Origin of the sequence: Nonomuraea mangrovi, assembly GCF_042681425.1 — a bacterium.
In the GTDB taxonomy this organism is placed as follows: domain Bacteria; phylum Actinomycetota; class Actinomycetes; order Streptosporangiales; family Streptosporangiaceae; genus Nonomuraea; species Nonomuraea mangrovi.
The window spans coordinates 247,309-265,331 of sequence record NZ_JBHUFV010000022.1; the positions used below are offsets into that span (position 1 = coordinate 247,309).

An 18,023-nucleotide genomic window follows, 5' to 3' on the forward strand; every position below is an offset into this window, starting at 1 on the left:
CGGTGCGGCGGGTGCCTGGGCCGCCGGTTGGACCGCTGGAGCGGGTGCCGGATCCGCTGGTCGAACGGCCGGGGCGGGAGCCGGGGCTACGGGTCGAACGGCCGGAGCGGGAGCTGGGGCCGCCGGATCGGAAGCCGGGGCTGCCGGTGGGGCGGCCGGGGTGGGAGCCTGGGTCGCCGACTGGACCGCCGGGGCGGGAGCCTGGGCCGGTGGGGGCGCGACGGCAGAGACCAGGGCCGCTGGTGCGAGAGCCGCGAAGGAAGCCGGAACAGGAGCCGCGACGGGAGCGAGAGCCGGGACCTGCTCGGCCGGGCGGGCGAACGCGGGCCTGGGCGGCGGTACGGAGGTGAGCCCGGGAGGGAACGGCGGCCTGGCTCTGGTGTTCACCGCCGGCCGTGCCGGTGGCGGCGTCTCGCACGTGGCCAGGCCGAGCGTGGACAGGACGTCGCAGACGACCCCGCCCGCGATGGTGCACTCGCCGTCCTCGCAGGAGTACGGCCATGCGCTCGTCTCGATCCTGGGCAGCGAGATGCCGAGCTGCGTCAGGTCGATGGAGATGTCGGCGTCACATTCGTGCGCGCCCATGCCGATCAAGATGGCGGCAGTGGGGCACACCCGCTCAGGAAGCGGCGGAGGGGCCGCGGCGGCCCACGTGCCCACGGTGACCAGGGGCATGCTGAGCCCCGCCACCACTGCGAAAGCCAAAAGCCCTCGTCGTCTCACCGTGCCTGTTCTAGCACGTCAAAGCCTCAATGTCGGGAACCTGAAGATCCGCGTGGCGGCATACCGTCTGGTTGGTATGGTCCTGTGTAGTGACCCCGATCCCCGCAGGGAGACCAGCGATGACCCAGAACTGGGGCATGACGATCCCCTTCTTCGACCGCTCCCTCGCCGAGTCCAAGGATGTGATCGCCGGCCTGCCGGATCTCGGATACACCGACATCTGGTCGGCCGAGGTCAACGGCACCGACGCGTTCGTGCCGCTGGCGCTCGCGGCCGAGTGGGCGCGGGGGGCCAGGCTGGGCACCGCCATCGTGCCGGTGTTCACCCGCGGGCCGGGTCTGCTGGCCCAGTCGGCGGCGACGCTGGCCGACCTGGCGCCCGGCCGGTTCGTGCTCGGCATCGGGTCCTCGTCTCCGGCGATCGTGGAGCGGTGGAACGCCGTCGAGTTCGGCAAGCCGTACGCGAGGACACGCGACACCCTGCGCTTCCTGAGGAAGGCTCTGGCGGGCGAGAAGGTGTCGGAACGGTACGAGACCTTCGAGGTGAAGGGCTTCAAACTGGAGCGGGCGCCCAAGGAGGCGCCGAAGATCGTGCTGGCGGCGCTGCGGCCGAGGATGCTCCACCTGGCCGCCGCCGAGGCGGACGGCGCGATCACCAACTGGCTGTCCCCCGAGGACGTACGGCGGGTGCGGGCCGAGATCGGCTCCTCGACCGAGCTGATCGCCCGGATCTTCGTGTGCGTGAGCGAGGACGCCGACAAGGTTCGCGAGATGGGCAGGTGGATGCTGGCCAGCTACCTGACCGTCCCCGCGTATGCGGCCTTCCACGACTGGCTGGGCAGGGCGGAGGTGCTGCGGCCGATGCACGAGGCGTGGGCGGCCGGAGATCGGCAGGCGGCGTTGAAGGCCATCCCCGATGAGGTCGTGGACGCGCTGATCGTCCACGGTGACGCGGCGACGTGCAAGGCGCGCGTGCGGGAGTACGTGGACAAGGGGCTCGACACGCCGATCCTGGCCCCCATCCCCGGCGAGCTGCCCGTCCCCGAGGCCGTTCGCGCCCTGGCACCTTGATCCGGCACGCCGGAAGGTCCGCCACACGCGCAGGCCGGGCCTGCCGGCCGTTCCACACAGGGGCGTCTTCCACGGGCCGTGGGTGTGGGCCGCGCAGGTAGGTCTTCCACGGGCCGTGGGTGTGGGGCACGCCGGAAGGTCTTCCACGGGCCGCGGGTATGGGGCACGCAGGAAGGTCTTCCACGGACCGCGGGTGCGGGCCGCGCAGGAAGGTCTTCCACGGGCCGCGCGTGCGGGTCGCATCAGAGGGTCTTCCAAGAGCCCGGTCGGGCGGGTCGCGGCGGAGGGTCTGCCCGGGACGGCGGGGTGGGCCGGTGCGGGCATGAGTTCGTCACAGCCGGGGGAGGGCCGTCCCAGGCGGGCGGCTGAGTGCGCCCTGACCCGCGCACCGGTCGCGATCTCCACGGGAACGCGGGGTTCCGCGCGGGCGGCGGCCGGGAGAGGGTGGGGTCGGCGAGGTTCGCGGCAGGAAGGAGACGCGTGTGGACGAGGTCCTGAGGCTGGACGCGGTCGGGCAGGCGCAGGCCGTGCGGGAGGGCCGGGTCAGTCCCCGGGAGCTGGTCGAGGCCGCCATCGCGAAGATCAGGGCGCACGACGTCGAGCTCAACACGGTCGTGCACCCGAGGTTCGAGCGGGCGCTTGCCGAGCTGGACGACCTTCAGGACGGCACGCCGTTCCGCGGGGTGCCGATCCTGGTGAAGGACCTCGGCTGGGCGCAGGCGGGCGAGCCGTACGGCGCGGGATCGAGCACGCTCGACGGCGTGGAGGTGTCCGATGACGCGCACGCGGTGACCCGGCTGCGGGAGGCGGGTTTCGTGATCCTGGGCCGGACGAACACGCCCGAGTTCGGCACCACGATCACGACCGAGCCGGCGGTGCACGGGCCCACCCGCAACCCGTACGATCTCGCCTACTCGGCGGGCGGCTCCAGCGGCGGGTCGGCGGCGGCCGTCGCGGCGGGCATGGTGGCGGTGGCGACGGCCAGCGACGGCGGCGGCTCGATCAGGATCCCCGCCGGCGCGTGCGGGCTCGTGGGCCTCAAGCCGACGAGGGGCCGTTCCAGCCACGGTCCCGCCCAAGGTGAGGGGTGGAGCGGCATGTCCACGCTCGGCCTGGTCAGCCGTACCGTCAGGGACACCGCCGCGGTGCTCGACCTGATCACGGGCTACGTGCACGGCGACCCCTACGCCGCGCCCGCGTTGCCGGGGCCGCTCGCGCGCGAGGTGCGGGCCGAGCCGGGCAGGCTGCGGATCGGGTTCGTGCGCGAGCATCCCCGAGAGGACGTGCCCTTCGAGCCGGAGCCCGCCGCCGCCGTCACGGGCGCGGCGGCGCTGCTCGAAAGGCTGGGGCACGAGGTCGAGGAGAGCTGGCCGGCGGCGCTCGGCGAATCGGACTTCGCGACGTTCTTCGGTGCGATCGTGTCCGCCAACGTGGCCGCCGAGCTGGAGAGCATCGGCAGGTGGCGCGGCAAGCCGGTGGAGCTGTCGGAGCTGGAGCCGCGCAACCAGGCGATGGCCGAGGCAGGGCGCAGGCGCACCGCGGTCGACCACATCCTCGCGCTGCAGTGGATCGACGGCTACCGCCGCAGGATGGCCTCCTGGTGGAGCGGCCACGACGTGCTGCTGGCCCCCACGCTCGGCATCCCGCCGTACCCGCTCGGCTGGTTCCCTCCTGACGACCTGAGCACCTCGTTCGGGCGGACGGGGCCCGCCGTCGCCTTCACCTCGCCGTTCAACGCGACGGGGCAGCCTGCCATCTCGCTGCCGCTGTACAGGACGGCCGAGGGGCTGCCCGTCGGCGTCCAACTGGTGGCCGCCGCCGGCAGGGAGGATCTCCTGGTACGGCTGGCCGCCCAGGTCGAGCGGGCGCACCCGTTCGTGCACTCGGCGCTACGTTAGGGAACCACGGCGGCGGGTATTGCGTTATATCGCGAAGAGGAGGTGCTCGTATGGCGAAGGCATCGAGGGCCGCAGCGGCCTGGAAGACGTATCGCGAGGTCAGCAAGCCCGGCACCCCTGGCCTGATGACCAGGGTCAGGGCGATTCCCCGCCTTATCGGCGGCGTGATGCGCGGCGAGTACGCAGGCATGGGCAAGGGCAAGCTCGCCATGATGGCGCTCGGCCTGGTCTACATCGTCTCGCCGGTCGACATCGTCCCCGACTTCCTGGTGCTCATCGGTGTCGCCGACGACTTCGGCGTGTTCCTCTGGCTGATGGCCTCGATGCTCGGCGAGAGCGGGCGTTACGTCGAGTGGGAGCGCAAGCGCCTTATCGGGCGAGTCGAGCAGCCCTAGCCTCGCCCCGCTTGCCGTACCAGGCGCTCCACGCCCCGAGCAGCGCGATGGTGCCGATGAGCAGTACCCACGACAGGCCCGCCATGACGTCGGTGGGCAGCAGGTAGACCAGTGGCAGGCGCACGGCGGACTCCAGCAGGAGCGCCATGCCCCACACGATGGTCATGACCACGTAGATCCTGCGGAAGGCGGGCTCGGCGGTGTAGAGGGCGTCCCACCGCTGGACGGTCGCCTCGTCCTCGGCGCCGAACCGCTTGGCCATGGCGAAGGCGGCGGGACGGCCCGTCACGCACGTGCCGAGCAGGATCAGCCCGGCGGCGGCGGTGGTCAGGGACTTGATGGCCAGGAGGAACTTCTCGTCGCCCGACAGCAGCGAGAGCAGCAGGCCCATCGCGAACACGAACGCGGTGAACGCGGCGAAGCCATCGAAGGTGCGCTTCTTGACCGCGACGTACACGACCCGCAGGAAGCCGACGCTGACGGCGGCGATGAGCGCGGCGTACTCGGGCACGCCGAACGCCCTGCAGAGGTAGTAGGTGGCGACGGACGGCAGCACGTCCCAGAGCAGCAGGTCCTTCATCAGAGCGTCTCCTCCAGCCAGTCACCGATGCGGGCCATCGCCAGGCGCTGCGCTCCGGACTGGCAGTGCGCGTCGCCGCCTTCCTCCTCGGTGAATTCGAGGAAGGTCTTCTCGCAGGTCAGGTGGTCGTAGAGCTGCTCGGGCTGACCCTGGAGGGCGAAGTCGCCCTGGGCGGAGCAGACGAGCGTGGGGCAGGTGATCCGTTCGGCGATCCCGTCGCGCACGGTGTAGTCGAGGAGTGCGGCGGCGTACTCGCGGGGGCTTGCGGTGCCCGTCACCCACATGCCGTGGGTGCAGGCCCAGCGCATGATCGGGTCGGTGGCCATGAGGTGCTTGAAGACCAGGTCGACCTCGGGTGATTCGGGCGCGTTGAGCAGCTTGACGGCCTGCTCCCTGTCGCCGTCGAAGCCCGCGACGCTCTTCTCGCCCATGTCGTAGACGCCGTCGAACGCCACCAGGGCCTTGATCCTCGGCTCGAAGGCGGCCGCTCTGGGCGCGAGCACGCCGCCCATGCTGGTGCCGAGCAGCGCCACCCGGTCCGAGTCGACGCGCGTGGCCAGGAAGTCGAGCACGGGGCCGACGACGTTCTCCCAGTCGGGTCTGAACACCAGCCCTTCGCGGTGCATCGGCCCTGGCTGCCCGGGCCCGTCGAAGGTCAGGACGTTGAAGCCGCGCTCGTGCATGGCCGCCGCGCCGAAGAAGTGCATCTCCTCCGCGCTGCCGTCGAACCCGTTGTGCATCACGACGGTACGGTCGGCGCCCGCGTCGTAGAAGTAGCCGGGGAGCGTGGTGCCCTCGTAGGGGATCTCCACCGGCTCGACGTGCGGCAGTGCCCTTCTGAAGCACTCCACGGCCAGGCGGCGGGCACCGGCGACGCGCGGGTCGGAGGGGGTGCCGTGCAGGAAGAACTCGGCGGTCCTGTAGTAGTTCGACGCGCGCAGGAAGCCGTCTCTCCTGCTGATGGGCCGCGTGCTGCGCTCGGCCTCCGCGGCCACCCGGTCGGCGGTGGCCCGCCACTCGTCGTGCCAGCTGTCGTAGTCGCCCTCGGTGATGCGCCGCGCGGTCGCGAGCACCTCGCCGAAGTCGGCGCCTCCGTAGGCGATGTGGCCGAACGCCCGCAGCGTCTCGTACCAGAACGCCGCGTCGTTCTCGAAGACGAACGGTTCCATGCTGCCCCCTTAACGCGAAATCTCTCGCGATTAAGATAGGCCTGGGTTCGCCCTTAACGCAAGAGTCTTCGCGTTAGGATGGAACGCATGCAGCGTCCAGGAGGTCGTTCCGCACGGGTCCGCTCAGCCGTCCACCAGGCGGTGGTCGAGCTGTTGCGGGAAGGCGTCGACGTGAGCGTCGCGGAGGTCGCCGAGCGCTCGGGCGTCCACCAGGCGACGATCTACCGCCGATGGGGCACGATCGCCGGGCTGGTCAACGACGTGGTCATCGAGGTGCTGCAGCAGTCGCCTGTGCCCGACACCGGCACGCTGCGCGGTGACCTCGACGCCTACGCGGTCCAGATGGCGCGAGACCTCGCGGGGCCGTTCGGGAAGCTGTTCCTGCGGGCCGCGCTCGTGGGTTCGGAGAACGCGGACGACCAGATCTACCTGCTGGAGCGCGGGGTCCAGATCCAGGGGATGCTCGACCGCCACGAGAACGCGCCCACGCTGATCGAGTTGATGGAGATCGTCCAGGCGCCGATCTACTTCCACGCGCTGGTGTTCAACGCGCCCTTGGGACCGGAGCAGGCCAAGGCCCTGGTCGACCGCCTGCTGTCCCTGCGCAGGCCCTGACCCGCGACGGCAGGTCACGCCGCCTTGTAACCCTTTGGATGGATCTGACCAAGCAGGGGTGTAGATCGACGAAGGGAGCATGGCCGGTGCGTCGCAAACAGGCGGAGATCGCCACGGATCCCGTGGCCTTCGAAGCCTTCTACCGGCGGCACGTCGATGCGGTCACCCGCTTCCTCGCCCGCCGCGTCGACGACCCGCACACGGTCGCCGACCTGGTGGCCGAGGTGTTCATGGGGGTTCTCGACTCCGCCCACACCTACCGGCCAGGGCTGGGCAGCGAGATCGCGTGGCTGTACGGCGTGGCGCGCAACACGCTCTCCGCGGAGCGGCGGCGGCTGTTCAGGCAGTCGCGGCTCACGGAGCGCGTGAGCGGGCGCAGGCCGCTGGACACCGACGACGTCGCCAGGCTCGAAGAGCGGATCGACGCGGAAGGCCCGGCCAGACGGGCCTTCGCCGCCATGGCCGTGCTGCCAGAAGGCGAGCGAGCCGTACTCGAACTGGTCGTCATCGACCAGCTGACGGTCACGGAGGCGGCCGCCGCGCTCGGCATCCGCCCGGGGACCGCCAAGGTGCGCTTGCACCGAGCTCGCCGAACGCTGCGGGGGACGCCCTTCGTCATGGAAGGAACACCGGGATGACGTTCGAGGAGCACCTGCTGATGGAACTGAAAGCCGAGATCGTCGCGCGTGGGGAACGACGTCGCAGGAACGGGCGCCGCCTGGTCGCGGGGGCGGCGGTGGCCGGGCTCGCGGCGGCGGCGGCGATCGCCCTGCCCCTGCTGACGGGATCGGAGACCCGGGCGTACGCGGTGACGAGGAACGCCGACGGCACGATCAGGGTCAAGATCAACGAGTTCAGGGAGGCCGACAAGCTGGAGAAGGATCTCCAGGCGATGGGCGTCGACGCCGAGGTCGACTACGTCAAGCCCGGCAAGCGGTGCGCCGAGGGCAGGGGCGAGATCGTCGGAGGTGACGAGTGGCCCACGTTCAAGGACTTCGCGAAGTCGGTCTCGGGCAAGGCCGTCCGCCCACGTGAGGCAGGCGTGGACATCGACCCCAGGTACGTCGCCAAGGGCACCACCCTGGTGATGGAGTTCACCGAGAACGAGGACCAGACCTCAGGGCCCGAGAATCCCCGGCCGCTGTGGCAGTTCAAGGGAGTAGTCGTCACCGGCGCGGTCAAGCCGTGCGTCATCGTCGACGACCCGGCATGGAACGACCTCGGCGGCCCCGAAGCCCGGCCTCCGGCAGGGAGCTGATCGGCCAAGGGCGGGGGCGCGCGTGCCCGCCCCCGCCGGTTCACACGAGGTCGCCGACCGGACGGAGAGCGGGGCCCTCCTCATCTGCCTGCGCAGTCGACCAGTGTGGCGTTCGTGATCGCATCATGAACATCTCATGGCCGGGTCATTGGGGGTGATTCTCCGGCATAACGCCAGGTCGGGCCCAGAGTGGTGGCCATGGTTTCACGCAGATCAGTGCTCATGTACGGATTCGCCGGGGTGCCTGCGATCGCTGCAGCCGGAGCTGTGGGCGGCATGTGGGCCACGCGCCACACGGCGGAACAGGCGGCGTTCACCAACAGGCTGGCCATCCCGCCGCTCGCCCGCTCGCGCCGGGACAGGCAGGGCCGCCGCGTCTTCGACCTGCGCGCGGCGGCGGGCACCATGCAGTTCAGGCCCGGGGCGCCGACCGAGACGTGGGGGATCAACGGCCCCTACCTCGGGCCGACGCTGCGCGCGCGGCGGGACGAGACCGTGCTCGTCAACGTGCGCAACGACCTGCCAGAGGAGACGACCCTTCACTGGCACGGCATGCACGTGCCCGCAGTGATGGACGGCGGCCCGCACCAGATCATCGCCCCAGGGACGACGTGGTCGCCGACCTGGACGATCAGGCAGCAGGCCGCCACGCTCTGGTACCACCCGCACCCGCACGGCAGGACCTCCCGCCACGTCCACCATGGGCTCGCCGGGATGTTCATCATCGACGAACTCGAAGCGCTCGCCCTGCCGCGCCGCTACGGCGTCGACGACATCCCCGTCATCGTCCAGGACAAGCGACTCAACGACGACAACCAGCTCAACGAGGAGATCCCCACGATCGGCGGGATCGGCGTCCTGGGCGACCTCATCACTGTCAACGGAACGGTCGCGCCCTACCTCGACGTGCGGTCCAAACGGGTACGGCTGCGCCTGCTCAACGCCTCCAACTCCCGGTTCTACAACTTCGGGATGGCCGACGACCGGTCGTTCGCGCTCGTGGGCACGGACGGCGGGCTGCTGGCCGCGCCGATCGACACGCACCGCGTCCAGCTGTCGCCGGGGGAGCGCGCCGAGATCGTGGTGTGCCTGCGTCCAGGCGAGCGGGTGGTGCTCCGCAGCTACCGCAGCGACCTGGGGATCAACATCGGGGACCAGCGCTTCGCCGGTGGCGGCGACATTCTGGACATCCTTGAGCTGCGCGCCGCCTCGGAGCTCGACCCCTCGCCGCCGCTGCCCGCCACGCTGGCCGAACGCCCGCGGCTCGACGTGTCCTCGCCTGCCGCGCGGCGGACGTTCGAGCTGGCCGACTTCAAGATCAACGGCTTGGCCATGAATCCTGGTCGCATCGACGTCGGGGTCGCCAAGGACACCACCGAGATCTGGGAGGTCGCCAATCTCGACCAGATGCCGCACAACTTCCACGTGCACGACGTCCAGTTCCTGATCCTGTCGATCGACGGCGGTCCGCCACGGCCGGAGTCGACCGGCTGGAAGGACACCTTCTACGTGAAGCCGGGAACGAGGGCGCGGATCGCGCTGCGCTTCGCCGACTACACCGATCCAGACATGCCGTACATGTATCACTGCCACGTTCTCTGGCACGAGGACCACGGCATGATGGGTCAGTTCGTCGTGCTCGGCCCCGGCCAAAGGCCCGGCGTGCTGCCGATGTCCCACTCCCACGGATGAGGCTCCGGGCCTGCGGGACTCCTTCGGCGGTGTTCAGGTCCGGAGCGTGGGATCTCGCCGGTCAGCGGGAAACGCCGGCCGTCGAGCGCCCAGGGCCCGCCGGCTCCATCAGCCCCCGGAGTGCCGGCAGAACGCGCTGTCGAACGCCGCGAGCAGGTGAGCGTTCTCGGCAGGGGTGTCGGCGGCCCCCGTGACGTAGACGGTGGCCGCCCGTCCTGCGCCGTCACGCCCGCTGAGCACGCTCACCCCTGTCAGCCCGCCATCGTGCATCCAGACCGTCCCGCCGCAGCTCGTGCTCACCCTCGCGACCCCCAGGCCGTACCGTCCGTACGGCGCGCCGGCGGGAACCGTCCCGCCGGCCATCGTCTTCAACGTCGAGGCCGGCAGCCGCTGCCAGAACGTGTTGAGATCCGCGGGAGTCGAGACCAGGCCGCCCGCGGCTCCGAAGGCGTGGCCCGGCAGGTCGGTGACGTCGGCGACGCCGCCCTCGGGGTCGACGGGGCTCACGCCGTAGTTGCGGGCGTGCTCGCCGCGGATCGTCATCTCACCCTCGGCCGGCCAGTAGGTCCGCCGCATGCCGTACGGGCGGAGGATCCGCGACTCGACGACCTTCCTGAAATCGTCGCCGAGGAGCATCCCCGCGACGAGGTAGTTGGTGTTGGAGTAGGCCCACTTCTCGCCTGGCTTCCCGAGCGGCTCCTTGGCGAGGACCGGCCGCAACTGCTCGCGCGGCGTGCCGGGCTTCGCCCAGTCGATCGTGTCGAGGTACTCGGGCAGGCCGCTGGTGTGCTGCAGAAGCTGCCGTACGGTCACCTCGCGCCCGCCGAGCAGGCCCGGCAGGTAGGTCTCCACCTTCTCGTCGAGGTCGAGCCTTCCCCGCGCCACCTGGTCGAGCACCGCCGCGGCGACCACCGGCTTGGTCATGCTGGCCGCGCGCATCCGGGCGTCGCCGCCCACCATCGGCCTGCCCGTCCCCCGCGCCGCCGCGCCCGAGGTGTACGTCCGCGACCTTCCCCTCGCGTCCCGCACCTGCAGCACCGCGCCGACGAACCCGTCCGCCCTGGTCAGCCGGTCGAGGCTCGCTTGAACGGAGGGCTTGGCGGTGGCCGCCGCCGCGGGCAGCGCGAGCGTGCCCGCGATGACGGCGGCAGCGGTGGCCGCGGCGAGCAACCTCGTGGCGAGGGAGATCTTCTTCATGCGAGAACCCTCTCGCGATCATCGCCGCGGCACAGTCATGCGAGCACCCCCTGCGGGGTAGGGCTGACCCCCTGTCGCCCAGGGCCGTGACCCCGACCCGCGAGGCGATGACCCGCAAGTGAGATGACCCGCAAGTGCGATGTCCCCGACGGGCGGCCGCGCCGGCTCGCGCGTGGGAGCGCCTGCCGTCAGAGCTGTTCCATTCTCAGCCAGGCACGCGAGGGCAGAGGGTGGCCGAAGAGGCGGGCGGCGTTGCCGTAGGCGACTCTGGCGATGTCGGCCGGCGGCAGCGTGCCCAGGTTGCGGGCGACCGCCTTCTGTGTGTCGGGCCAGGTCGAGTCGGAGTGCGGGTACCCGCTCTCCAGCAGGACGTGGTCGAGGCCGACGGCCAGCCGTACTCCCGAGAGGGCGTGGTCGTCGAGCGTGCCGAAGTAGAAGTTGCGCCGCAGGACCTCGCTGGGCTTCAGCCCGCCTTCCCACAGCGCCTCGGTGCCGACCGGGTGGTCGAGGGCGTAGTCGGCGCGTTCGGCGAGCATGGGCAGCCAGCCGACGGCGCCTTCGACGATGAGGATGCGCAGGTTGGGGAAGCGCAGCGGGATGCCCGACCACAGCCAGTCGGCGCAGGCGAACATGGCGCTGGCGGGCATGAGCGTGGTGATCGCCTCGATGGGCGTGTCGGGTGAGGGCACGGGCGACCAGGAGGAGGCGCCGGTGTGCAGGCACACGACGGTGCCGGTCTCCTCGCAGGCGGCGAAGAACGGGTCCCAGTGGCGGGTGTGGATCGAGGGCAGCCGCAGCCTGGTCGGGAACTCGGGGAAGACGACGGCCTTGAAGCCGCGGGCGGCGTTGGCGCGGATCTCCTTGGCGGCCGTCTCGGGGTCGGGCAGCCACGGCAGCTGCAGGCCGATGACGCGTTCGGGGTAGGTGCCCGCCCAGACGTCGATGTGCCAGTCGTTCCACGCCTTGACCAGGGCGAGGCCGAGCTCCTGGTCGCGGGTCCTGGCGAACGGCATGCCGGACTGCCCGGCGAGCATGCCGGGGAAGCAGAGGGCCGCCCAGATGCCGGCGACGTCCATGTCCTGGATGCGGGCCTCGATGTCGTAGCAGCCGGGCCGCATGTCCTCGAACCTGACGGGGTCGAGCGTCCACTGCTCGCGGGGCAGGCCGGCGCCGACGTCGAGCCCGGCGCACGGGTAGGTGGCCCCGCCGTACCGCCAGACCTGGTGACCAGCCTCGGTTTCGACCACCTTGGGCGCCAAGTCGGCATATTTCGCCGCGACTCGGTCCTCGAACAGGTCTGGAGGCTCGATCAGGTGATCATCGGCGGAGATGACCACATAGTCGCGCCGCCTCGGCTCGGGGTCGGGAAGGAGCGGCGTAGTCACGCAGGCAACGGTACGACGTGCGCATCACGTCGAACAAGCTGGCCGGTCACCGGTTGGTATCGGGCCCTCACCCGGGATCACTGGGAGGGGCCGGTGATCCCGGGCGCGGGCTCACCCGATGAGGGTGCCGTGGGCGAACCCTCCGCCGCACTACCCAGCAGGACGGCACGCAGTCGTCCGATCATGGATTGATCGACATCGAGCACGTCGGCGCAGTAGTCCTCGACGGAGCCGTGCCGCGCGGCGAGGTCGTGGAGGAACAGCCGCATGGCCTCGGCGGGTGCCTGGCCGAAACCGGGCCACATCGGGGCGTCGGGGTGCCTGGTCCTCCAGTCGGCGACGAAGCGCTCGGTGGCCAGGCCGGTCAGCGCGTAGTCGGCGACGATGTCGTCCTGAGCGACGCCGACCAGGGAAAGGACGAGCGCGGTGAGGACGCCGGTGCGGTCCTTGCCCGCCGCGCAGTGCACGACGACGGGGGAGTTGCCGGCGTCGGCGATGGTCTCGACGGCGAGCTTGAGCCGGTCGACGCCGTCCTCGCTGACCTCGAGGTAGCGGTCGGCGAGGAACCTGCCGACGCCCGTGGCCGGGTCGAAGGCGGTGACGTCCCACCGCCGGCCCTCGATGGGCAGGTTGTGGTAGACGAGCCCGTCGGAGTCGGGGACGCGGCCCGAGCGCTCGACCTCGTCGGGGTGGCGCAGGTCGATCACCGTGCGTACGGCGAGCGCGTGGAACCGGTCGAGATCGTCACCCGTTAGCCAACCGAGCGAGTCCGCGCGGTAGAAGCGTTTCCATCGCACGACCTGTCCATCACGAGCGACATATCCACCGATGTCGCGAAAGTTGTGGAGCCGCAGGAAGTCCAGGTGACGCGTCACGCCCTTACCTTACGTTGGGAGACATGGGGGACCACTTAGAGGTCAGGACGCCATGGCGGGTCGCCGCCCTCGTCGCCAGGGTGCTGCTCCTGGTCACGCTGCTGTGGGGCGGCATCCTGGTGGCGCTGAGCGGCCGCGCCACCGACGGCACGGAGGAGGAGTTGAGGGCCGCGCTGCGCCGGAGTGACACCGTGGTGCTGGTCAAGGACTCGGACGAGCTGAGCTGGTCGCGGGCGCCCACCGGATGGCGGCGGCTGGCCACGGCGGATCCAGACGAATGGGCCGCCGAGCTCGACGCGGCCGAGGTGCGCGGGGTCACGGTCGTCCGCGAGGACGGGGACCGCTGGCCGCCCCACTGGTTCGAGGAGGTTCCCTCCCGCTACGGCCTGCTGGTGCCCGCTGCCTGGTTCATCACCCTTCTGGCGATGCTGGGGAGGTCCAGGCCGCGCTACGCCTCCCGCCTCGGCTGGTTCTGGCTGTTCGCCGTCGGCGGCGTCGGCGCGCCGCTGTACCTGCTCATGGAGCCGCAGCCGATCTGGATGGCGCTGGACGAGCCGTTGGCGCCCCTGGACTCACGGCTCGACGGCCTCAGCGGATGTCTGGCGTCCATCGCGCTGGCCATCGTCAGCGGCCTCGCCGTCTTCGGTGTCATGGCGCTGTTCGGCTGACCTGTCCTTCACCTCGCGCCTGATCATCAGGAGCCACCCGCCGACGGCCACGCCGATGAACAGCCACCACTGCACGCCGTACGCGAAGTTGAGGCCGCCGCCCGCGCCGACGTCGGGCGGCGGCACCGGCTCGGGCGCGGGCGAGGTCTGCGGCCGCTGCTCGGTCAGCGACACGTACCCGCCCACCAGCCGGTACGGCACGCCCTTCCCGATGGCGTCGCTGTCGATGAGCAGCACCTGCCCGGAGGGGAGGGCGCCGCGGTTCCTGATGCCGCTCGACTCCTCGGTCTCGCTGGGACGTAGCCTCCCGGTGACAGTTACCTGACCCGAAGGGGCGGGCGGCACCTCGGGCAGCGCGTCGGCGGTCGCGCCGGCCTTGACCCAGCCCCTGTTGACGAGGACCGCCTGTCCCTGACCCGTGACGAGCGGGGTCAGGACGTAGAAGCCGAGGCTGCTGTTCTGCGTCCGCCTGCGGACCAGGAGCGCGTGGGCGGGGTCGTAGGAGCCCTGAACGGTGACGGTCCTGTAGCGGGTGCTCTCGTCGACGGACTCGCCAGGGCGCACGAGCTCGGCGATGGGGACGGGCCTGGCCTCCAGGTTCCTGGTGACGACGTCGCTGTTGGAGGAGCGCTCCTCGTACCGTCCGAACTGCCATTGGCCCAGGAAGACGAAGGCGGGAATGACCAGCAGCACCACGACGTGGAGCGCCAGCCACCTGGGCGTGAGGAGGAACCGGTACACGTCTTTAGGTTAGGCACTGCCCGCACCGGTCCCGCACCGAACCCGGGACAGGTCGCCTGGTCATCGTCTACGGTCGTGATTTGTCGCCTTTCCCCCTCCAGGAGCTGCACCTCTCCATGACCCTCCTCGCCGTGCCCCCCGCGGTCGTCATGCCGCGCATGTCGGCGATCCTCCGCCACGCAGCTCCACGCGTCCTCGAAGCCATGATCATGCCGGTGGCCACCTTCTACCTGGGCATGATCGTCGCAGGGATCCCTGGAGGGCTCACGGCGGCGGTCGCGTGGGTCTACGGCGGCGCCGCGTGGCGGTTGTGGCGGCGGACAGAGGTGCCGGGGTCGGTGCTCCTGGCCGCGGTGATGATCACTGTGCGGGTCGTGCTCGCGGTGGCGTTCGACGATCCGAGGTGGTTCTTCCTCATCCCCACGATGGGCGTCTTCTGCGCGAGCGCGGCCTTCCTGTGCACCGTCGGGGCGCGCAGGCCCATGGCGCAGCGGGTGACCGTCGACCTGGTCCCGATGCCGGAGCAGGTGGAGCTGCATCCGCTGATGCGGCGGTTCTTCGTCCGGCAGTCGCTCGCCTGGGGGTGCGCGCAGCTGGCCAACGGCGCCTTCACCCTGTGGATGCTCCTCCACGAGGCGCTGGCGACCTTCCTGGTGGTCCGCACCGCGGGGGTCGCCGTCCTGCTGGGCGGCACGGCGCTCGCCTCGGTGCTCGACTTCCGCAGGACCCTAGGCGCTCTTCAGCTTCGCGCCTGACCCCTCCACGGCCGTGACCTCGCGGGGACCGGCCACCTCGTGCCCGTCCGCGCACCTGAAGTGCTGTTCGAGCGCGGCTCCGCAGCCGCGGTGGGTGAGCATGACGGGCGGGCCCTCCTCGTCGGCCATGTACCTGTCGCCCCAGTGCATCAGCGCGACGAGGATCGGATAGAGGTCCAGGCCCTTCTGTGTGAGGCGGTACTCGTCGCGCTGGCGCTGACCTGGCTCGCGGTAGGGCTCCTTGCGCATCAGGCCCTCGTCCACCAGCCGGTTCAGTCGCGCGCTCAGCACCTGTCGCGGCGCGCCGGTGATCGCCTGCATGTCGGCGAAGCGCCGCACACCGCTGAACGCCTCGCGTAGCACCAGGAAGGTCCACTTCTCCCCGACGACGTCCAGGGTCCGCTCGATCGAGCAGTTCTCCACCCGGAAAGGCACGTTCATAGCTGAAGAGTACTTCCAGAGATGCCTGAGTCCAATTGACAGACTCAGCGGGGAACGGAATGCTGAGTCTATGATTGGAACTCAGATCCGCCCCGCAGGGCCGTACGACGAAGAGCGGATCAGGCGTTTCCTGGCAGGTCTGTCGCTCCACACGCAGACCCTGCGGTTCTTCAGCGGGATCCCTTCGCCCAAGGCCGGTCTGATCAGGACGCTCCTGGCGGTCGACGGCCGGCGCGACGCGATCGTCGCCGAGCACGAAGGCGAGATCATCGGCCACGCGATGAGCTACAGGGGCGGCGTCGCCGACGTGGAGATCGCGATCGTGGTCACCGACGCTTGGCAGGGCCGCGGCCTGGGCAGGAGGCTGATCGGCGCGTTGCTCGCCAGGGCGCTCAGCAGGGGCGCCACCACGGTCGGCATGGACGTTCTGGGCGACAACAGGCGGGTTCTGCGCATCATCAGGAGGATGTGGCCGGACGCCACGATGAAGGTCTCTTCCGGCTCCGTCGAAGTGACCGCTATGATCCAGTCGGCAGGGGTATTTGCGGAACAAGGTTCTGTTGGACCACCATTGACGTCATGAAGACGCACGCGAGTGGTGCCAAGAACGGACGCGACGGCCGTACCCGCATCATCGAAGGCGCCCTTCGCCGCTTCAGTCAGGACGGGGTCTCAGCCACCACGCTGGCCAGCCTGCGCGAGGAGAGCGGCGTCAGCGTCGGCAGTTTCTACCACCACTTCGCCAGCAAGGAACACGTCTTCGGCGTGCTCTACGCGGAGATCCTCAACGCCTACCAGCAGGCGTTCGTCGCCGAACTCGTCAGCCACGACGACGCCCGCGCGGGCATCGAGGCGGTCGTCGCCTTCCACATGCGCTGGGCGGGTGAGCACCCCGAGCGGGCCAGGATCCTCGTCAGCGAGCGCCCGCCACGCAAGAACGAGCCCGGCGGCCCCGAGGCCGCCGAGTCGCGCCGCGCCTTCTTCCGCCAGGTCGCCGAGTGGTGGCGGCCCCACATGAAGAACGGCCTGCTCCAGCCGGTCGCTCCGACCATGTGCTACGTGCTGTGGCTCGGGCCGGCCCAGGAGATGTGCCGCCTGTGGTTCGCCGGCGCCCACACCCCCACCGACGACGAGATCAAGGGGCTGGGGCAGGCCGCCTGGCAGAGCCTGCGGCAGAGCGACGGGGAGCGATGATCCAGGCACCCTCTGTGGTGTTATTGTCGCGAATGTGAGACGACCGCGCGCGCTCCTACTGACCGGCTTGCCGGAGCACGCCCTCGCGCGGCTCCGTGAGGTGGCCGACGTCGTCGAGGTGGCCGACCGGCCGCCTCTCGGGTTCTCCGACGATCAGCTGGCCGACCTGCTCATCGAGACGGGTGCCGGCGTGCTCGTCACCGACCACGACCAGGTCCGCACGTCGGTCCTCGACCTTCCCCTGGACGTCGTCGCCTGCACCGGCGCCCTCACCACCATCGACCTGGACCTGGCCGCCGAGCGCGGGGTCACCGTGCTCCACGACGGCGCCCAGGACGCCGACGCGGTCGCCGAGCTCACGCTGGCGCTGCTGTTCGCGGTCAGCAGGAACATCGTCGCCGCCGACCGCGAGGTACGGCGGGGCAGCCGCAAGCGCGTGCCCGCCGCCGAGCGGTACAGGGGCTCGAGGCTGTCGGGCCGCACGTTCGGCATCGTCGGGCTGGGCCGGGTGGGCAAGGCCGTGCAGTGGCGGGCGCAGGGGCTCGGCATGCGGGTGATCGCCTGCGACCCCTACGTCCCCGAGGCCACCCACACCCTGCCCCTCCTTCTCGCCGAGGCGGACGTGGTCTCGCTGCACGTGCCGCTGACCTCCGAGACGCGGGGGTTCATCGGCGACGCCGAGCTGGGATGCATGAAGGAGGACGCGATCTACCTCAACACCTCGCGCGGCGCCCTCCACGACCTGACCTCCCTGGTCGAGGCGTTGCGCTGGGGGCGGCTCGGCGGGGCGGGGCTAGACCATTTCGAGGGCGAGTGGATCGACCGCTCGCACCCGCTGACCAGGCTGCCCAACGTGGTGCTCACGCCGCGTCTCGGCCAGGCCACGGGGGAGACGGCCGAGGAACGCGCGGAGTCGATCGTGGAGGACATCGTCAGGCTCGTGCGCGGGGAGCAGCCCGCGCATGCCCGCACGCCGGCCGGGGCGCGGATCATCGCATAGGAACGTGCCAGTGGCGCCTGTCGAGGGAGATGTCGAGCGCCACCTCGTGCCGGTGACGACGTAACCCTGGCACGCGGACCCGGTCGTGGACGTCGAAGCGGCCCTTCCCTGCCGCGCCGAAACAGAGCTCCCCCGTGAAGACGCGCAGGTCATCGCGGTTCCCGCAGATCGGACATGTCCAAGTGACGCGGTCGAGACCGCGGTCGTAGTCGGAGCAGGCGCTGAAGTACTCCTCTGGCTTGAACCGGGACTCACAGGCGAGGCAGGGAAGCAGCATCGGTTCCGTTCCTCTTGGCGCAGTGGTGGGCAGAAGGAGTATGGCAGACGTAACTGTACGATTACCGTGAGTTTCGGATCTAGGATGGGC

At 70.5% G+C, this 18,023-nt stretch carries 20 protein-coding genes; 12 read left to right on the forward strand and 8 right to left on the reverse strand.

The window, feature by feature from the left end; genetic code table 11:
- Window positions 1–842: 842 nt before the first annotated feature.
- From ACFSKW_RS15420 to ACFSKW_RS15430, 3 genes are all read left to right on the forward strand, one after another.
- Window positions 843–1,793: an LLM class F420-dependent oxidoreductase gene (locus ACFSKW_RS15420; protein ID WP_379572904.1), complete on the forward strand. Its 951-nt coding sequence runs from the start codon at window positions 843–845 to the stop codon at window positions 1,791–1,793.
- Between the two features lie 482 nt (window positions 1,794–2,275).
- The gene (locus tag ACFSKW_RS15425; protein ID WP_379572905.1) at window positions 2,276–3,691 is read left to right on the forward strand and encodes an amidase; all 1,416 of its coding nucleotides are present in this window, start codon (window positions 2,276–2,278) and stop codon (window positions 3,689–3,691) included.
- Between the two features lie 50 nt (window positions 3,692–3,741).
- Window positions 3,742–4,086 carry a YkvA family protein gene (locus ACFSKW_RS15430; protein ID WP_379572906.1) on the forward strand — a complete coding sequence of 115 codons (345 nt, stop codon included), beginning with the start codon at window positions 3,742–3,744 and terminating at the stop codon, window positions 4,084–4,086.
- Here the strand turns inward: ACFSKW_RS15430 and ACFSKW_RS15435 are convergent.
- Together ACFSKW_RS15435 and ACFSKW_RS15440 are read right to left on the reverse strand one after the other, a co-directional pair.
- Window positions 4,061–4,666, reverse strand: coding sequence for a VC0807 family protein (locus tag ACFSKW_RS15435; protein WP_379572907.1), 606 nt, complete (start codon window positions 4,664–4,666; stop codon window positions 4,061–4,063). The genes ACFSKW_RS15430 and ACFSKW_RS15435 overlap by 26 nt on opposite strands.
- Window positions 4,666–5,835 (reverse strand): alpha/beta hydrolase family protein, encoded by a 1,170-nt coding sequence (locus ACFSKW_RS15440; protein WP_379572908.1) that lies wholly within the window; start codon window positions 5,833–5,835, stop codon window positions 4,666–4,668. The genes ACFSKW_RS15435 and ACFSKW_RS15440 overlap by 1 nt, the downstream gene beginning before the upstream one ends.
- An 87-nt stretch (window positions 5,836–5,922) precedes the next feature.
- Here ACFSKW_RS15440 and ACFSKW_RS15445 point away from each other — a divergent pair, with 87 nt between their 5' ends.
- The 4 genes from ACFSKW_RS15445 (at window position 5,923) to ACFSKW_RS15460 (ending at window position 9,400) form a co-directional block, all read left to right on the forward strand.
- Window positions 5,923–6,450 carry a TetR/AcrR family transcriptional regulator gene (locus ACFSKW_RS15445; protein WP_379572909.1) on the forward strand — a complete coding sequence of 176 codons (528 nt, stop codon included), beginning with the start codon at window positions 5,923–5,925 and terminating at the stop codon, window positions 6,448–6,450.
- 86 nt (window positions 6,451–6,536) lie between these two features.
- Window positions 6,537–7,088: an RNA polymerase sigma factor gene (locus ACFSKW_RS15450; protein WP_379572910.1), complete on the forward strand. Its 552-nt coding sequence runs from the start codon at window positions 6,537–6,539 to the stop codon at window positions 7,086–7,088.
- Entirely contained in the window at window positions 7,085–7,708 is a 624-nt protein-coding gene (locus ACFSKW_RS15455; RefSeq protein ID WP_379572911.1) for a hypothetical protein, read from the forward strand. The genes ACFSKW_RS15450 and ACFSKW_RS15455 overlap by 4 nt, the downstream gene beginning before the upstream one ends.
- A gap of 198 nt (window positions 7,709–7,906) precedes the next feature.
- Window positions 7,907–9,400, forward strand: a complete 1,494-nt coding sequence (locus tag ACFSKW_RS15460) for a multicopper oxidase family protein (protein WP_379572912.1) — start codon at window positions 7,907–7,909, stop codon at window positions 9,398–9,400.
- A gap of 108 nt (window positions 9,401–9,508) precedes the next feature.
- On the opposite strand, the gene ACFSKW_RS15465 is transcribed toward ACFSKW_RS15460, so the two are convergent.
- From ACFSKW_RS15465 to ACFSKW_RS15475, 3 genes are all read right to left on the reverse strand, one after another.
- Entirely contained in the window at window positions 9,509–10,597 is a 1,089-nt protein-coding gene (locus ACFSKW_RS15465; RefSeq protein ID WP_379572913.1) for a serine hydrolase domain-containing protein, read from the reverse strand.
- Window positions 10,598–10,785: 188 nt separating this feature from the next.
- Window positions 10,786–11,982, reverse strand: a complete 1,197-nt coding sequence (locus tag ACFSKW_RS15470; protein ID WP_379572914.1) for an amidohydrolase family protein — start codon at window positions 11,980–11,982, stop codon at window positions 10,786–10,788.
- A 77-nt stretch (window positions 11,983–12,059) separates the two neighbouring features.
- Window positions 12,060–12,857 carry a tyrosine-protein phosphatase gene (locus tag ACFSKW_RS15475; protein ID WP_379572915.1) on the reverse strand — a complete coding sequence of 266 codons (798 nt, stop codon included), beginning with the start codon at window positions 12,855–12,857 and terminating at the stop codon, window positions 12,060–12,062.
- A 23-nt stretch (window positions 12,858–12,880) separates the two neighbouring features.
- On the opposite strand from ACFSKW_RS15475, the gene ACFSKW_RS15480 reads away from it, so the two are divergent.
- Window positions 12,881–13,525: a hypothetical protein gene (locus tag ACFSKW_RS15480; RefSeq protein WP_379572916.1), complete on the forward strand. Its 645-nt coding sequence runs from the start codon at window positions 12,881–12,883 to the stop codon at window positions 13,523–13,525.
- On the opposite strand, the gene ACFSKW_RS15485 is transcribed toward ACFSKW_RS15480, so the two are convergent.
- Window positions 13,430–14,266, reverse strand: a complete 837-nt coding sequence (locus ACFSKW_RS15485; protein ID WP_379572917.1) for an SURF1 family cytochrome oxidase biogenesis protein — start codon at window positions 14,264–14,266, stop codon at window positions 13,430–13,432. The genes ACFSKW_RS15480 and ACFSKW_RS15485 overlap by 96 nt on opposite strands.
- An 80-nt stretch (window positions 14,267–14,346) precedes the next feature.
- Here ACFSKW_RS15485 and ACFSKW_RS15490 point away from each other — a divergent pair, with 80 nt between their 5' ends.
- Window positions 14,347–15,021, forward strand: a complete 675-nt coding sequence (locus ACFSKW_RS15490) for a VC0807 family protein (protein WP_379572918.1) — start codon at window positions 14,347–14,349, stop codon at window positions 15,019–15,021.
- Here the strand turns inward: ACFSKW_RS15490 and ACFSKW_RS15495 are convergent.
- Window positions 14,995–15,462: a winged helix-turn-helix transcriptional regulator gene (locus ACFSKW_RS15495; protein WP_379572919.1), complete on the reverse strand. Its 468-nt coding sequence runs from the start codon at window positions 15,460–15,462 to the stop codon at window positions 14,995–14,997. The genes ACFSKW_RS15490 and ACFSKW_RS15495 overlap by 27 nt on opposite strands.
- A gap of 70 nt (window positions 15,463–15,532) precedes the next feature.
- Here ACFSKW_RS15495 and ACFSKW_RS15500 point away from each other — a divergent pair, with 70 nt between their 5' ends.
- The 3 genes from ACFSKW_RS15500 to ACFSKW_RS15510 are packed head-to-tail and all read left to right on the forward strand — an operon-like array spanning window position 15,533 to window position 17,656.
- A complete protein-coding gene (locus ACFSKW_RS15500) occupies window positions 15,533–16,045 on the forward strand; it encodes a GNAT family N-acetyltransferase (RefSeq protein ID WP_379572920.1) in 513 nt (170 codons plus the stop codon).
- On the forward strand, window positions 16,042–16,656 hold the full coding sequence (locus ACFSKW_RS15505; RefSeq protein ID WP_379572921.1) for a TetR/AcrR family transcriptional regulator: 615 nt from the start codon (window positions 16,042–16,044) through the stop codon (window positions 16,654–16,656). Before ACFSKW_RS15500 ends, ACFSKW_RS15505 begins: the two co-directional genes overlap by 4 nt.
- Window positions 16,657–16,690: 34 nt before the next feature.
- The gene (locus tag ACFSKW_RS15510) at window positions 16,691–17,656 is read left to right on the forward strand and encodes an NAD(P)-dependent oxidoreductase (protein ID WP_379572922.1); all 966 of its coding nucleotides are present in this window, start codon (window positions 16,691–16,693) and stop codon (window positions 17,654–17,656) included.
- Here the strand turns inward: ACFSKW_RS15510 and ACFSKW_RS15515 are convergent.
- A complete protein-coding gene (locus ACFSKW_RS15515) occupies window positions 17,646–17,933 on the reverse strand; it encodes a hypothetical protein (protein ID WP_379572923.1) in 288 nt (95 codons plus the stop codon). The genes ACFSKW_RS15510 and ACFSKW_RS15515 overlap by 11 nt on opposite strands.
- Window positions 17,934–18,023: the final 90 nt, after the last annotated feature.

Coding starts and splice junctions, on each gene's coding strand:
- ACFSKW_RS15420 (WP_379572904.1), top strand. CDS start 843: ATGACCCAGAACTGGGGCATGACGATCCCCTTCTTCGACCGCTCCCTC.
- ACFSKW_RS15430 (WP_379572906.1), top strand. CDS start 3,742: ATGGCGAAGGCATCGAGGGCCGCAGCGGCCTGGAAGACGTATCGCGAG.
- ACFSKW_RS15435 (WP_379572907.1), bottom strand. CDS start 4,666: ATGAAGGACCTGCTGCTCTGGGACGTGCTGCCGTCCGTCGCCACCTAC.
- ACFSKW_RS15440 (WP_379572908.1), bottom strand. CDS start 5,835: ATGGAACCGTTCGTCTTCGAGAACGACGCGGCGTTCTGGTACGAGACG.
- ACFSKW_RS15445 (WP_379572909.1), top strand. CDS start 5,923: ATGCAGCGTCCAGGAGGTCGTTCCGCACGGGTCCGCTCAGCCGTCCAC.
- ACFSKW_RS15455 (WP_379572911.1), top strand. CDS start 7,085: ATGACGTTCGAGGAGCACCTGCTGATGGAACTGAAAGCCGAGATCGTC.
- ACFSKW_RS15460 (WP_379572912.1), top strand. CDS start 7,907: ATGGTTTCACGCAGATCAGTGCTCATGTACGGATTCGCCGGGGTGCCT.
- ACFSKW_RS15465 (WP_379572913.1), bottom strand. CDS start 10,597: ATGAAGAAGATCTCCCTCGCCACGAGGTTGCTCGCCGCGGCCACCGCT.
- ACFSKW_RS15480 (WP_379572916.1), top strand. CDS start 12,881: ATGGGGGACCACTTAGAGGTCAGGACGCCATGGCGGGTCGCCGCCCTC.
- ACFSKW_RS15495 (WP_379572919.1), bottom strand. CDS start 15,462: ATGAACGTGCCTTTCCGGGTGGAGAACTGCTCGATCGAGCGGACCCTG.
- ACFSKW_RS15500 (WP_379572920.1), top strand. CDS start 15,533: ATGATTGGAACTCAGATCCGCCCCGCAGGGCCGTACGACGAAGAGCGG.
- ACFSKW_RS15505 (WP_379572921.1), top strand. CDS start 16,042: ATGAAGACGCACGCGAGTGGTGCCAAGAACGGACGCGACGGCCGTACC.
- ACFSKW_RS15515 (WP_379572923.1), bottom strand. CDS start 17,933: ATGCTGCTTCCCTGCCTCGCCTGTGAGTCCCGGTTCAAGCCAGAGGAG.